Annotated in this window: 12 protein-coding genes; 5 read left to right on the forward strand and 7 right to left on the reverse strand. The window is 75.0% G+C overall.

The features are described from left to right. Position 1: 1 nt before the first annotated feature. The 3 genes from treS to glgB are packed head-to-tail and all read left to right on the forward strand — an operon-like array spanning position 2 to position 5389. Positions 2–1753: a maltose alpha-D-glucosyltransferase gene (treS, locus tag KRAD_RS04600; RefSeq protein WP_012084360.1), complete on the forward strand. Its 1752-nt coding sequence runs from the start codon at positions 2–4 to the stop codon at positions 1751–1753. Continuing rightward, positions 1750–3153: a maltokinase N-terminal cap-like domain-containing protein gene (locus tag KRAD_RS04605; RefSeq protein ID WP_012084361.1), complete on the forward strand. Its 1404-nt coding sequence runs from the start codon at positions 1750–1752 to the stop codon at positions 3151–3153. Before treS ends, KRAD_RS04605 begins: the two co-directional genes overlap by 4 nt. A gap of 37 nt (positions 3154–3190) precedes the next feature. After that, a complete protein-coding gene (gene glgB / locus KRAD_RS04610) occupies positions 3191–5389 on the forward strand; it encodes a 1,4-alpha-glucan branching protein GlgB (protein WP_012084362.1) in 2199 nt (732 codons plus the stop codon). 156 nt (positions 5390–5545) lie between these two features. Here glgB and KRAD_RS04615 read toward each other — a convergent pair whose 3' ends face one another. From KRAD_RS04615 to KRAD_RS04630, 4 genes are read right to left on the reverse strand one after another with little or no spacing between them, the layout of a single operon-like run. Continuing rightward, a complete protein-coding gene (locus tag KRAD_RS04615; RefSeq protein ID WP_012084363.1) occupies positions 5546–6481 on the reverse strand; it encodes an ABC transporter substrate-binding protein in 936 nt (311 codons plus the stop codon). Further along, positions 6478–7233: an ABC transporter permease gene (locus KRAD_RS04620; protein ID WP_012084364.1), complete on the reverse strand. Its 756-nt coding sequence runs from the start codon at positions 7231–7233 to the stop codon at positions 6478–6480. The genes KRAD_RS04615 and KRAD_RS04620 overlap by 4 nt, the downstream gene beginning before the upstream one ends. Before the next feature lies 1 nt (position 7234). Next, positions 7235–7891, reverse strand: coding sequence for an ABC transporter permease (locus KRAD_RS04625; protein ID WP_012084365.1), 657 nt, complete (start codon positions 7889–7891; stop codon positions 7235–7237). Then, positions 7888–8868: an ABC transporter ATP-binding protein gene (locus tag KRAD_RS04630; protein WP_012084366.1), complete on the reverse strand. Its 981-nt coding sequence runs from the start codon at positions 8866–8868 to the stop codon at positions 7888–7890. The genes KRAD_RS04625 and KRAD_RS04630 overlap by 4 nt, the downstream gene beginning before the upstream one ends. A gap of 181 nt (positions 8869–9049) precedes the next feature. Between KRAD_RS04630 and KRAD_RS04635 the strand changes: the two genes are divergently transcribed. Then, a complete protein-coding gene (locus KRAD_RS04635) occupies positions 9050–10543 on the forward strand; it encodes an aromatic amino acid lyase (RefSeq protein WP_012084367.1) in 1494 nt (497 codons plus the stop codon). Between the two features lie 15 nt (positions 10544–10558). Here the strand turns inward: KRAD_RS04635 and KRAD_RS04640 are convergent, their stop codons facing one another. Both KRAD_RS04640 and KRAD_RS04645 read right to left on the reverse strand, forming a co-directional pair. Further along, positions 10559–11119, reverse strand: a complete 561-nt coding sequence (locus KRAD_RS04640) for a cysteine dioxygenase (protein ID WP_012084368.1) — start codon at positions 11117–11119, stop codon at positions 10559–10561. Next, positions 11116–12027 (reverse strand): amidohydrolase family protein, encoded by a 912-nt coding sequence (locus KRAD_RS04645; protein ID WP_012084369.1) that lies wholly within the window; start codon positions 12025–12027, stop codon positions 11116–11118. Before KRAD_RS04645 ends, KRAD_RS04640 begins: the two co-directional genes overlap by 4 nt. Positions 12028–12148: 121 nt before the next feature. On the opposite strand from KRAD_RS04645, the gene KRAD_RS04650 reads away from it, so the two are divergent. After that, on the forward strand, positions 12149–13150 hold the full coding sequence (locus KRAD_RS04650) for a LacI family DNA-binding transcriptional regulator (RefSeq protein ID WP_012084370.1): 1002 nt from the start codon (positions 12149–12151) through the stop codon (positions 13148–13150). On the opposite strand, the gene KRAD_RS04655 is transcribed toward KRAD_RS04650, so the two are convergent. After that, a complete protein-coding gene (locus tag KRAD_RS04655) occupies positions 13147–14574 on the reverse strand; it encodes an aromatic amino acid lyase (protein WP_012084371.1) in 1428 nt (475 codons plus the stop codon). The two genes, KRAD_RS04650 and KRAD_RS04655, sit on opposite strands and share 4 nt — an antisense overlap.

A 14574-nucleotide genomic window follows, 5' to 3' on the forward strand; every position in this document is an offset into this window, starting at 1 on the left:
GGTGGACCTCCCCGTCCCCGGGCTGCAGGAACGCGGCGGGTTGCGCAACGACCCCCAGTGGTACAAGACCGCCGTCTTCTACGAGGCGCTCGTGCGCGCCTTCGCCGACTCCAACGGGTCGGGCACGGGCGACTTCAGCGGCCTCACCGCGAAGCTGGACTACCTGCAGTGGCTGGGCATCGACTGCCTCTGGTTGCCGCCGTTCTACGCCTCGCCGCTGCGCGACGGCGGGTACGACATCTCCGACTACAACGCGGTGCTGCCCGAGTTCGGGACGCTGCACGACTTCCAGCGGCTGGTGACCGAGGCGCACCAGCGCGGCATCCGGATCGTCATCGACCTGGTGATGAACCACACCAGCGACCAGCACCCGTGGTTCCAGGCCAGCCGCTCCGACCCCGAGGGCCCCTACGGGGACTTCTACGTCTGGAGCGACACCGACGAGCAGTACCCCGACGCGCGCATCATCTTCGTCGACACCGAGACCTCCAACTGGACCTTCGACCCCGTCCGCCGGCAGTTCTTCTGGCACCGGTTCTTCTCCCACCAGCCGGACCTGAACTTCGACAACCCGGCCGTCGAGGAGGCGATGTTCGACACCGTCCGGTTCTGGCTGGACATGGGCATCGACGGCTTCCGGCTCGACGCGGTGCCCTACCTGTACGTGCGGGAGGGGACGAACGGGGAGAACCTCCCCGAGACCCACGACTACCTGCACCGCCTGCGGCGGATGGTCGACGAGGAGTACCCCGGCCGGGTCCTGCTGGCCGAGGCCAACCAGTGGCCCTTCGACGTGGTGGAGTACTTCGGCACCGAGGAGGCGCCGGAGTGCCACATGTGCTTCCACTTCCCCGTCATGCCGCGCCTGTACTACGCGCTGCGGGAGGGGCGGGCGACCCCGATCACCGAGATCCTCTCCGCCACCCCCGACATCCCGACCTCCAGCGGGCAGTGGGGCACGTTCCTGCGCAACCACGACGAGCTGACCCTCGAGATGGTCACCACCGAGGAGCGCGCCGCCATGTACGGCTGGTACGCCCCGGACCCGCGGATGCGGGCCAACGTCGGGATCCGGCGCCGGCTCGCACCCCTGCTGGACAACTCCCGCCCGGAGATCCAGCTCATCCACGCCCTCGTCCTGTCCCTGCCGGGCAGTCCCTGCCTGTACTACGGCGACGAGATCGGCATGGGCGACAACATCTGGCTCGACGACCGCGACGCGGTCCGCACCCCGATGCAGTGGACCCCGGACCGCAACTCCGGGTTCTCCTCCGCCGACCCGGGGAAGCTGTACCTGCCGACCATCCAGTCGCTCGTCTACCACTACCAGTCGGTGAACGTCGAGGCGCAGCTGGCGACGGGCTCGTCGCTGCTGCACTGGGTCCGCAACGTCCTCGCCGTCCGCCGCGCGCACCCCGCCTTCGGGCGCGGGCGCTACCTGCCGCTGCCCACCCGGGACGACCCCCGTCCCGACGACGGGTCCTGCAGCAACGAGGCCGTGCTGGCCTTCCTGCGCGTGCTGGACCCGACCCCAGAAGAGGAGGGTGAGACCGTGCTCTGCCTGAACAACCTCTCCGACCACCCCCAGGCTGCCGTGCTGCGGATGCCCGGGCAGGCCGGAGCCACCGCCCGCGACGTGTTCGGCGGCGCCGCCTTCGGCGAGGTCGACGCCGAGGGCACCCTCACCGTGATGCTCGGCTCGCGGGGGTTCTACTGGCTGGCGCTGACCGGCGGGCGCGGGGTGGGCGCGTGAGCGCGGACGTCCGCACCTCCGCCGCCTCCGACGAGGCCGTCGCCGCCCTGCTGCTCGAGTGGGCCCCGGCTCAGCGGTGGTTCGCGCACAAGGGCGTCGCCGCCCACGTGGAGCGCATCGAGCGCACCCCCCTCGACGAGGGCGGGGTGGCGCAGCTCGTCGCGCTCACCGTGCGCTCCGGGGAGGGCGAGGACGCCCCGCGCACCGTCTACTCGGTGCCGATCAGCGTCCGCCCGGCCCCCGACGAGGCCCTGGCCGCGGCCCTCGTCGGCGAGCTCCCCGACGTCGACGGGGCCCGGGCCTGGGTCTACGACGGCCCGCACGACCCGACGTGGACGCGCGCGCTGCTGACCCTCGTCGCCAGCGAGGAGGGGGCCGGCTCGCGCAGCTTCGGCGTCCACGGCACCAGCGCCGACGGCGGGCTGCCCGTCCCGGCCGGGGCGCGCACCAAGGTGCTGGGCGGGGAGCAGTCGAACACCTCGATCGTCGTGGCCGCCGACGAGGGCGAGACCCCCCTCATCGCCAAGGTCTTCCGGGTCCTCTCCGCCGGGGACAACCCCGACGTCGTCGTGCAGACCGCCCTCGCCGACGCCGGCTGCGGGCGGGTCCCGCGCCCCTCGGGGTGGGTGGACGGCCACTGGACCGACGTCTCGGGCGAGCGGGTCGCGGGCCACTTCGTCCACCTGACGGAGTTCCTGGCCGGGTCCGAGGACGCCTGGCGGGTCGCCACGGCGGCCGTGGCGCAGGGGCGCGACTTCTCCGCCGAGGCCCGCGAGCTGGGCCGGGCCACCGCCGAGGTGCACGCCGTGCTCGCGGCGGAGCTGGCCACCGAGGAGGCCACCCCGCAGCGGCTGGCGGCGCTGGCCGACGGCCTCCTGGAGCGGGTCGAGTGGGCCACCACGGCCGTCCCGCAGCTGCGCGAGGTGGCCGGGGCCGCCCGCGCCCGCGTCGACGCCGTCCGCGGCGTCGCGCACGCCCCGGCGCTGCAGCGCGTGCACGGGGACTACCACCTGGGCCAGGTCCTGCACTCGGCCTCCCGGGGCTGGGTGCTGCTGGACTTCGAGGGCGAGCCGCTGCGGCCGCTGTCCGAGCGCAGCCTGCCCGACCTCGCGCTGCGCGACGTCGCGGGGATGCTGCGCTCCTTCGACTACGCCGCCTCCACCGTGCCCGACCCGGGCGACTGGGGCCCCCGGGCCCGGGAGGCGTTCCTCGACGGCTACGCCGAGGTCGTCGGCACCGACCCGCGGCAGGGCGAGCAGGCCGTGCTGCTGGCCGCCCTCGAGCTCGACAAGGCGCTCTACGAGGTCGTCTACGAAGCCCGCAACCGGCCCGACTGGTTGCGCATCCCGCTGGACGCCGTGCACCGGTTGCTCCAGTCCGCCTCCGCCGACCCGTCCTGAGAGGCGAGGTCCTGACCACCACGGGAGACTCCCAACCATGTCCAGCGAAGCCCCCTCGTCCGCTCCGACTCCCCGCCCCGTCGACGCCGACGACCTGGCCCGGGCCGCCGCCGGGGCGCACTGGTCGCCGCACTCGGTGCTCGGCGTCCACCCGCACGGGGACGCGCTGACCTACCGGGTCCTCAAGCCGTTCGCCTCCGCCGTCACCGTCGTCACCGAGGACGGGACCCGCGTGGGCCTCGTCCACGAGTACGACGGGGTCTGGGTCGGGGTCCTGCCCGGCGCCGGCGTCGGGGACTACCGCGTCGAGGTCACCTACCCCGGCGCGGAGCCCGCCCTGCTGGACGACCCGTACCGGTTCCTGCCCACCGTCGGCGAGGTCGACCTGCACCTCATCGGCGAGGGCCGCCACGAGGAGCTGTGGAACGTGCTCGGCGCGCACGTGCGGCACTGGGAGGGCCCGATGGGCCCGGTGGAGGGCACGTCGTTCGCGGTCTGGGCGCCCGCCGCCCGCGCGGTGCGCGTGGTGGGTGACCACAACCACTGGAGCGGCCGCGAGCACGCGATGCGCTCGCTGGGATCTTCCGGGGTCTGGGAGATCTTCCTGCCCGGCGTCGGCGTGGGCTCGCGCTACAAGTACGAGATCCTCGGCGCCGACGGGCACTGGCGGCAGAAGGCCGACCCGATGGCGCGGGCCAGCGAGGTGCCGCCGGCGACGGCGTCGGTCGTCACCGAGTCCACCTACACCTGGAACGACGCGGAGTGGCTGGAGCAGCGCGCGGCCCGCAGCGCCCAGGACGGCCCCGTCTCGGTCTACGAGGTGCACCTGGGGTCCTGGAAGCAGGGCCTGAGCTACACCGAGCTCGCCACCGAGCTGGTGGACTACGTGAGCGCGGCGGGGTTCACCCACGTGGAGTTCCTGCCCGTCATGGAGCACCCCTTCGGCGGGTCGTGGGGCTACCAGGTCACCGGCTACTTCGCCCCGACCTCGCGCTTCGGCTCCCCCGACGAGCTGCGCCACCTCATCGACGCGCTGCACCAGGCCGGCATCGGCGTCATCATCGACTGGGTCCCCGGCCACTTCCCCAAGGACGAGTTCGCCCTGGCGAAGTTCGACGGGACCGCGCTGTACGAGCACCCGGACCCCCGCCTGGGCGAGCACATGGACTGGGGCACGTACATCCCCAACTTCGGGCGCAGCGAGGTCCGCAACTTCCTCGTCGCCTCCGGGCTGTACTGGCTGGAGGAGTTCCACGCCGACGGCCTGCGCGTGGACGCGGTCGCCTCGATGCTGTACCTGGACTACTCCCGCAACGCGGGCGAGTGGGTGCCCAACCGCCACGGCGGCCGGGAGAACCTGGAGGCGATCGCCTTCCTCCAGGAGGCCAACGCCACCGCCTACAAGCGCACCCCGGGGATCATGATGATCGCCGAGGAGTCCACCGCGTTCCCCGGCGTCACCGCCCCCACCAGCGCCGGCGGTCTCGGGTTCGGGCTGAAGTGGAACATGGGCTGGATGAACGACTCCCTGCGCTACTTCGCGCAGGACCCGGTCAACCGGCAGTACCACCACGGCGAGCTCACGTTCAGCCTCGTCTACGCGTTCACGGAGAACTTCGCCCTGCCGATCTCGCACGACGAGGTCGTCCACGGCAAGGGCTCCCTGCTGCGCAAGATGCCCGGCGACCGCTGGCAGCAGCTGGCCAACGTGCGCGCCTTCCTGGGGTACATGTGGTCCCACCCCGGCAAGCAGCTGCTCTTCATGGGCTCGGAGTTTGGTCAGGAGGCCGAGTGGTCGGAGTCCCGCTCGCTGGACTGGTGGCTGCTGGACACCCCGTGGCACCAGGGCCTGCACCGCCTGGTGACGCGGCTGAACGCCGTCTACAAGGAGCACCCGGAGCTGTGGTCGGACGACTTCACGTCCGAGGGCTTCCAGTGGATCGACGGGGCCGACAACCAGCGCAACCTCATCTCGTTCGTCCGCTGGTCCAAGGACCGCAAGCCGCTGGTCGCGGTCTGCAACTTCTCCGGCTCGCCGTACGAGGACTTCCGCGTGGGGCTGCCCCAGGCCGGTCCGTGGCGGGAGGTCCTCAACACCGACGCCGAGGAGTTCGCCGGGTCCGGGGTCGTGAACACCGGGACGCTGCAGGGCGAGGACGTGCCCTGGAACGGTCAGCAGTTCTCCGCCGCGCTGCGGGTCCCGCCGCTGGGCGTCACCTGGCTGGTGCCCGCCTGATCCTCCGCCCCCGCACGACACGACGGCCCCGCCGGGTTCCCGGCGGGGCCGTCGTCGTGCGGGGCGTCGTCGTGCGGGGCGGAGGACGCCGAGCGAGGCTCGCGCCGTCGTGGACGGCGGCCCGGGACCCCGGGCGGGGTCCCGGGCCGGGTGGGCTCAGGCCAGGCCGAGCTCGGTCAGGAACGCCGTGGCGACGGCCGCCGAGGACTTCTTGTCCACCTGCACCTGGGCCAGGAACTTCGTGAGGTTCTCCGTCGTCAGCTTCGCCGACAGGCCGTCGAGGGCCTCGGTGATCTCGGGGGTGTTCTTCTCGGACCGGATGAGCGGGAGGATGTTCTCCGCCAGGAACAGCTGCTTGGTGTCCTCCAGGACGACGAAGCCGTTCGTCGTGATGGCGGAGTCGGTGGAGAAGATGTTGCCGACCTGGATGGTGCCGTCGGCCAGCGCCCCGACGGTCAGCGGGCCGCCGGCGTCCAGCGGGCGGAACTCCTTGAACTGCACGCCGTAGAGCTCCTTGAGCCCCACGAGGCCCTGGTACCGCTCCTGGAACTCCGGGCCGGCGCCGCAGACCAGCTCGCCGGCCACCGGCGCGAGGTCCTCGATGGTCTTCAGGCTGTACTTCGACGCCGTCTCCGCGGTCACGGAAAGGGTGTCCTTGTCCTCGGCGGCGGACTGCTCGAGGACCTCGGTCCCCTCCGGCAGGACCTCCTTCAGCGCCCCGAGGACGTCCTCGGGGGCCGAGACGCCCTCGGGGGCGCCGCCGTCGGACAGGGCGGCGAGCAGCGCGCCGTTGTACTCCGGCAGCAGGTCGATGGAGCCGTCCTGGAGGGCCTTGAGGTACACCTCGCGGGCGCCGATGTTGAACTTCCGCTGGACCTCGACACCGGACTTCTCCAGCACCTGGGCGTACATCTCCGCGAGCAGTTCGCTCTCGGGGAAGTTGGCCGAGCCGACGATGACGGCGGCGGTGTCGGTGGCGGCCCCCGTCGAGGTGTCGGTGGCGGCCAGCGGGTCCTCCCCGCCACCGCAGGCGGTCAGCGCAGCGGTGAGGGAGCCCGCGAGGGCGAGACCGAGGAGTGACCTGCGATTCATGACGTGCCTTTCGACGTGCCTGCACCGATGAGTTCGGTGTCGGGTTCAACGGGGGACTCTGCCACGGATCCGCGGCGCCCCGCGCGGGAGCGGCCGCGGCCGCTGATGCCCGGGGAGACGACGTAGCGCTGGACCAGGCCCAGCAGCAGGTCGAGGACGATGGCCAGCGCCGCGACCACGACGGCCCCGGCGACGACGCGGCCGTAGTCGTTGACGGCGAGGCCGTCGACGAGGAGGCGACCCAGCCCGGAGAGGCCGACGTAGGCGGCGACCGTCGCGGTCGCCACGACCTGCAGCACCGCGGCGCGGACCCCGCCGAAGACGACGGGCAGCGCCATGGGCAGCTCGACGCGGAAGAGGACCTGGGAGGAGGTCATGCCCATCCCCCGGGCCGCGTCGACGGCGTTGCGGTCCACCGAGCGCAGCCCGGCGTAGGTGGAGGTGAGGATCGGGGGGATGACGAGCACGACGAGGGCGATGAGGACGGGGACGAACCCGAGCCCCATGAGCGTCACGAGCAGGCTCAGCAGGCCCAGCGTGGGCAGCGAGCGCCCGGCGTTGCCGGCGTTGATGGCCAGGAAGGACCCCTTGCCGGTGTGGCCGATGAGCAGGCCGATCGGGAAGGCGATGAGGAAGCCCACGGCCACCGAGATCGCGGTGTAGCCCAGGTGCGACACCAGCAGGTGCGGGATGGAGCCGGTGGTCCCCCAGTCCCAGTGGGCGGGGTCGAGCAGGTACGGGGTGCCGTCCACGTCAGGCCCCCCGTTCCAGCCGCGTCCAGGGGGTCACGGCCCGCTGGAACAGCACGATGACGACGTCGGCGATGGCGGCCAGGGCGATGGAGAGCACGATCCCCACGACGATCGGGGCGGTGTAGAAGAGTTGGAACCCGCGGGTGAACAGCGCGCCCAGCCCGCCCACCCCGAGCAGCGCGCCGACGCTGACGAGGGAGATGTTGGACACGGCCGCGACGCGCACCCCGGCGAGGACGACCGGCGCGGCCAGCGGCAGCTCCACCTCGAGCAGGCGGCGGGTCCGCCGGTAGCCCATGGCCGTCGCGGCCTCGGTCAGGGTCGGGTCGACCGAGCGCAGGCCGTCGGCGACGGTGCGGGCCATCAGCGCGATCGTGTAGATCGTCAGCGCCACCACGATGTTCACCGGGGAGAGGATCCGGGTGCCCAGGACGTAGGGCAGGGTCACGAACACGGCCAGGGAGGGGATCGCGTACACGATCCCGGAGACCCCCAGCAGGGGCTGGTAGAGCCAGCCGAAGCGCACCCCGAGGTAGCCGATCGGCAGCGCCAGGGCGACCCCGATCACCAGCGGCAGGACGGCCAGCAGGACGTGCTGGCCGAGGGCGTCCAGGACGAGCCCGGAGTTGCCGGAGAGGTAGTCGAGGATCCCGTTCACCGGCGCTCCTCCAGCAGGTCGACGACGTCGTGGTGGTGCACGATCCCGGTCGCCCGGCCCCGGTCGTCGACCTGCACCGCGATCCCGAGCGGGGAGGTGAGGGCCAGGTCGACGACGGTGCGCAGGGAGTCCCCGGCGCGGAAGCCGTCGACGCCGACGGGGCGGCCGTCCCCGTCGAGGACGAGCTGCGCGGCGCGCGCGTCGGTGAGGGGGCGCACCGGCAGGCCGTCCAGGCCCTCGAAGGACAGCCCGCGGTAGCCGCGGTCGCGGCCGACGAAGGTGCGCACGAAGTCGTCGGCGGGCTTGGTGAGCAGGTCGCGCGGGCTGCCGACCTGGGCGAGGTGCCCGCCCTGGCGGAAGACGGCGATGCGGTCGCCCAGGGTGATCGCCTCGTCGACGTCGTGGGTGACGACGGCGATGGTCTTGCCCAGCTCGCCCTGCAGGCGGAGGAACTCCTCCTGCAGCTGCCCGCGCACGACGGGGTCGACGGCGGAGAAGGGCTCGTCCATGAGCATGACCGGCGGGTCCGCGGCCAGGGCGCGGGCGACGCCGACGCGCTGCTGCTGGCCGCCGGAGAGCTGGGCGGGGTAGCGGTCGGCGAAGGCCGCGGGCAGCCCGACGCGCTCGAGCAGCTCGAGGGCGACCTGGCGCTGCCTGCCCCGCCCGACGAGCTTGGGCACCGTCAGGACGTTGTCGAGGACGGTCTTGTGGGGGAAGAGGCCCGCGTGCTGGATGACGTAGCCGATGCCCCGGCGCAGCGCGGCGGGGTCCTTGCCGCGGACGTCCTCGCCGTCGATGGTGACGCGGCCCGCGGTGGGCTCGACCATCCGGTTGATCATGCGCAGCGACGTCGTCTTCCCGCAGCCCGAGGGCCCCACGAACACCGTGATCTGCCCCGTGGGCAGTTCGAGGTCGAGGTGCTCGACGGCCACCGTCCCGTCGGGGAACTGCTTGCGGACGGCCTCGAACGTGATCACTGGCGGCTCCTGGGTTGAACCGACGACGCCACGGGGCGCGCCTGCTGTGCTGCGGTCTCGGGCGGGTACATGGTTGGCGGTGGGTCGGGCCCGGTCAACTCCAGCCGACCGGGGACGACCAGCTTTCACCAGATCGAGACCTCGCACGGACCCGGGGTCGCGCGGGACCTGCGGAGGAAGAGTGCAGCACGAGGACGCCCCGGGCGCGACTCGCGGGGTGCGGGTCGAGGGTCGCGGCCTCGGGCTGGACGACCTCACCGACCTCGCCCTGGGCCGCGCGCACGCGGTCGTCGACCGCGACGTGCTGGGCCGTCTCGGCGTGCTGCACGAGGCGATGGGCGCCGCCCGCGAGCGCGGCGCGGTCTACGGCGCGACGACCGGGGTGGGCGCCAACAAGGACGTCGAGGTCGACGACGAGCAGCACGAGCACCCGCAGGCCCACGGGCTGCGGCTGCTGCGCAGCCACGCGGCGTCGCTGGGCCCGGTGGAGGACGAGGCGACGACCCGCGCGGCGCTGGTGGTGCGGCTGAACCAGCTGCTGGCCGGCGCGCACGCGGGCCTGGGGGCGGGGATCAGCCCGCCGGTCCTGCGCGCCCTGGCCGAGGCGGTGGAGTCCGGGGCGCTGCCGACGCTGCACCGCTTCGGCGGCATCGGGACCTCGGACCTGGCGCCGCTGGCGGAGCTGGGGCTGACCCTCGTCGGGGAGCGGCCGTGGCGGCGCGGGGCGGTGGCGCCCGTGCCGCTGGGCGCCGCCGACGCGCTGCCGCTCATCAGCTCCCACGCCCTGACGCTGGCGACGGCGTCGCTGGCCCTGTGCCGGTTGCGGCAGCTGCTGCTGGCGGGGACGGGGATCTCGGCGCTGTCGTTCCTGGCGCTGCGCGGCAACCCGCAGGCGTGGGCGCCGCCCGTGCACGCCGCCCGCGCCCACCCCGCCCAGACCGGGCTGGCCGCGACGCTGCACGCGCTGGTGGCCGGCGGCCCGGAACCCGCGCGGTTGCAGGACCCGTTCGCGCTGCGGACCGCGCCGCAGGTGCTGGCCCCCGCCTTCACCGCGGCGCAGGCCCTGGAGGACGTGCTGGCGCTGGAGGCCTCGACGCCCGGGGAGAACCCGCTGGTCTCCCCCGAGGGGGTCTTCCACCACGGCCAGTTCCACGCCGCGTCCCTGGCCACCGCCCTGGACACGTTGCGGGCGACCACCTTCGGGGTGCTGACGCTGTCCGCGGCCCGCCTCGCGCTGCTGCTGCGCCCGGAGCACACCGGGTTGCGGGCGTTCCTGGCCGCCGGTCCGCGCGGGAGCTCGGGCCTGATGATCGGCGAGTACGTCGTGCAGGACGTGCTGGCCGAGCTGCGCCCGGCGACGGCCCCCTCCACGTCGGGGACGGTCAGCATCTCCCTCGGCCTGGAGGAGCACGCGAGCTTCGCGACCCAGGGGGCGCGCGCGCTGCGCCAGACCGCGGAGCTGGCGCCGGTGGTGCTGGCCGTCGAGGCGCTGGCCGCGGTGCGCGCGCTGCGGGCCGCGCCGGACCGGATGTCGCCCGGGGCGGCGGCGCTGTTCGCGGTCTTCGACGAGGTGCTCGGCCGCGACTCCCGCGACGCGCCCATCGGCCCGGACGTGGAGGCGGTGGTGGCGCGGGTGGTGGACCTGTCGCTGTTGGTGCGGGTCCCGCCGGTCTGAGGGCCGCGGGGCGGGTCAGTCCAGGGGGCGCAGCTCGTCGGCGTAGCTGACCGACATCCGGCGCATCACCCCGGAGGGGCTGATCGAGTACTGGCCCATCCGCCACAGCGGCGGGGAGTAGGCGTGGATGGACACCGAGCCGTCGACGGCTCCGGACATCCGGTGGATGTGGTCGGGGCCGAAGGCGAAGGACCGCCCGGCGGCGACGGTGCGGACGGCGGGTTCCCCGCCCATGCGGGGGTTGGCCTCGACGACGGCGCCGCGGGTGACGGCGACCGCGCCGGAGGAGGTGTCGTGGTCGTGCCAGCCGGTGTCGTCGTCGGTGTTCCAGCACAGCAGCCACACGTCGAGGTCGCCGTCGCGGTGCAGGGAGGCGTAGTGGCGTCCCCCGGTGTCGTGGCGGACGAGGTGCTCCCACGCCCCGGGCCGGCGGGCGGCCTCGTCGACCCAGTCCTTCAGCTCGCGCGGGGTGAGGGTGCGCCCGGGCGCGGGGGGCAGCCCGGCGGGCGGGCCGGCCGGGGCGCCGGGGGCGCCGGGCGCTCCGAGAGCTCCGGGGGCGTCGGGGGCGAGGGTCATCGGGGGCTCCCGTCGAGGAGGTGGGCGGGGTTGGTGGTGGTGAGGGCGTGCGCGAAGGCCGCCCCGAAGCCGGGGAGGTCCGCGGCCTCGAAGGGCTGGGCGTAGGGCCGGTCGGTGCCCAGCACGAGGGGGTCGACGCCGACGACGCGGACGAGGGCGTCGATCGCGCGGGGCCCGTAGGAGCTGCTCTCGTAGTGCACCAGCGGGTCCAGGGGGCCCAGGGCGCCGCCGCGGGCGGCGAGGCGCTCGTGGTGCAGCGGCGCCAGCCCCGCCAGGGCGACGAAGGCGGTGCGCAGCCGGGGGTGCCGGGCGCGGCCGGCCACGTGCCAGGCCAGCCAGGCGGCGTGCAGCTGCTGGACGTAGGGCACCAGCGCGGGCCACCAGGGCGGCAGGGCGGCGTGGTCGCCCGCGGGCGCGGGCCCGGGGTGGACGAGGACGGGCTTGTCGGCGAGCTCGCACTCGGCCAGCAGCGGGGCGAGGCGCTCCACGGCGCGGGGGTCGGCGAGGGCGGTGGCCGGCAACTGCAGACCGACGACGCGCTCGTGGCGCAGCGTCTTCGCGAGCGCGCCGGGGTCGAGGTCGGTGACCCCGGCGGCGGCCCAGACCCGGAAGGGCTCGGGCAGCTCGACGGCGCCCTCGTGCCAGGCGTCCAGCAGCGGCTGCGCCTCCTCGCCCGGCAGGTGCTCCAGCCCCAGCGGGGAGGACAGCGAGACCAGGGCCCGGCCGGTGCCGTCGGCGGCCTCGGCGGCGGCCCGGGCGGCGACGTCGTGGGCGGCGGGGTCGAGGGCGCAGGGCGGCTCGCCCGGCAGGTGCAGGGTCCAGCCGTCCAGGCGCGGCGGGGTGCGCCGCGCGCGCAGGGCCGCCAACAGGGACGGCGGCCACAGGTGCTGGTGGCAGTCGGTGCGCACGGCGTCCCCCTCCCCTCCGGCTCTGTGAAGCGCTTCACTCCTCCGTCGAGTGAAGCGCTTCACAGGGAGGTCGTCAAGTCGGGCCGCCCGGCGCGCGGCGGCCCGGGGTTACGCTGCGGCCGTGCCGAACCGAGCGCGCCGCACGCTGCAGGACGTCGCCGACGCCGCCGGGCTCTCGCTGGCCGCGACCTCCTACGCCCTGCGCGGGGCCCGCGGGTCGGCCGCCACCATCGAGCGCGTGCAGGCCCTCGCCCTCGAGCTCGGCTACCGGGTCGACCCCATCGCGCGCGCCCTGGCCAGCGGGCGGACCGGGACGGTGGGCATCAGCGGGTCGCTGCGCGACCTCTGGCAGCAGGACCTCTCGGTGATGCTGACCCGGGCCCTGCGCGCCGCCGACCGCGACGCCACCATCGCCGACGCCGACGCCGACCCCGCCGTGGAGCGCCGCGTCGTGGAGCGCTTCGCCGAGCAGCGCGTCGACGGCGTCCTCGTCTCCCCCGTCGACCCCTCCGCCGACTACTGGTCCGCGCTCCCGCCCTCCACCGCGGTCGTCTCCATCGGCGACGCGCTGCCCGGCCGCCCCGGCAGCGGCGCGGTCCTCTTCGACAACCGTCACGGCGTGACGACGGCCCTGCGGCACCTGCGCGACCTCGGCCACCGGCGCGTCGCGCTGCTCACCACCTCCCTGCCCACGACCCCGGGCCGGCCCGCGGAGCTGCACGCCGTGGAGGCCGCGAAGCGCCTGGGGCTGGACCTGCTCGTCGTCCCGGCCACCGCCGCGCGGGCCGCCGCGGCCGCCGCCGGGCCCCTCACCGCCCCCGACCGGCCCACCGCGGTGCTGTGCCTGTCCGACTCCCTCGCCTTCGGCGTCTACCGCGCGGCGGCCGACCTCGGGCTGCGGATCCCCGGGGACCTGTCCGTGGTCGGCTTCGACGACCACCAGCTGGCCGCCCTCGTCGCCCCCGGGCTCACCACCGCGGCCTGGGACGAGGACGCCGTCGTCGAGGCCGCCGTCGCGCAGCTGCTGGCCCTGGAGGGCGGTGGGGAGGTCCCCGCTCCGGTCACCTTCCGGCCCGAGCTCGTGGTGCGCTCCTCCACCGGCCCCCCGGCCGGCGCGGACTAGGCGCCCGCACCGCCCCAGCCCGCCTCCAGCAGGGCGCCGAGGCGGCCCAGGTCGCGGCCGTAGGGCCGGTCCGCGACGTCCTCGCCGAGCTCGGCGCCCACCGCGTCGAGCAGCGCGCCCAGCTCCGCCGACACCCCCGCCAGGCCCCCGCGCAGCAGCCGGGCGCGGTGCACGGCCAGCAGCTCCACGGCCACGACCTCGCGCAGGCCCGCGAGCACCTCGGCGAGGCCCTCGGCGGACTCCAGGGCGAAGCTCTGCACGTCCTCCTGCCCCAGCGAGGTCTCCACCGCCCCCAGCCCCGCCGGCAGCGCGAACCGCCGCAGCCGGTGCACGACCCCCACCGCGCGCTTGTGGACGGCGACCAGCCCCGCCTGCACCCCGGGCTCGGGCGAGAGCTGCGGGGGCAGCCCCGTCCGGGCGGGGTCGAGCATCCGGTGGGTGCGGGCCGCGCCGGTCTCGGCGAGGTGGACCAGCGCCGCGGCCAGGGCGTCGGAGTCGGCGCCGAGGTCGGTCCCGGCGAAGCCCGCGGTGCCGCCGAACCGCCCGTCGAGGAACGCGGGGGAATCGGTCACCCCCTCCAGCGCCCGGTCCGCCGCCGCCGCGAGCGCGTGGACGCGGCGGTGCACCAGCGCGCAGGCGGCGGCGCCGACCCGCACCGACACCGGGGCCTGCAGGCCGTGGACCTCCCCGCCCGGCCGCCGCTCGCGCAGCCGCGCCAGGACCGCGGCCAGGACGTCGTCGCCGCGGGCCGCCCCGGCCCGCACCGGGTCGCGGCTGGCCCGCAGGACCTCCCCGGAGGCGGCCAGCACGAGCTCGGCCTGCGCGAGCAGGAGGTCCGCCGCGGCGACGTGCAGCGTCGCCAGGGCGGTCGCGACGGGAACCCCCTCCAGGAACGCGACCCCCTCCTTGGGGCCGAACGGGAACTCCGGCAGGGCCCGCCCGTCGAGGGTCCCCGACCCGCCCAGGACCACGGCGCCCACGTGGGCGAGGGGGATGATCTCCCCCGCCGCCCCGTTGCCGCGCCGGGGGACCTGCGGGTGCACGCGGGCGTTCAGCAGTTCCACGAGCCGTTCGCACAGCTGCGGGGAGACGCCCGCCTCCGGGTGCAGGTACGTCCGCAGCCGCACGGCCAGGACGGCACGGACCTCCCGCTCGGACAACCACGGGGCCGACCCCACGGCCCGGCCGACGACCAGGTTCGCCTGGTGCCGGGCCCGGGCGGCGTCGTCGAGGTCGACCCCGGCCATCGCCCCCATCCCGGTGCTCACGCCGTAGACCGGGCCGGAACCCTCCAGCGCGGTCAGGACCGCCGCCCGGGAACCGGCCAGCCGCCGCCGCAACCCCGCCGACAGCTCGACGCGCTCGCCGGCGGCGACCCGCAGGACGGCCGCCCGGTCCAGGTCGGGACCGCGGTGCAGCAGCAC

It is taken from the genome of Kineococcus radiotolerans SRS30216 = ATCC BAA-149 (genome assembly GCF_000017305.1).
Lineage (GTDB): Bacteria > Actinomycetota > Actinomycetes > Actinomycetales > Kineococcaceae > Kineococcus > Kineococcus radiotolerans.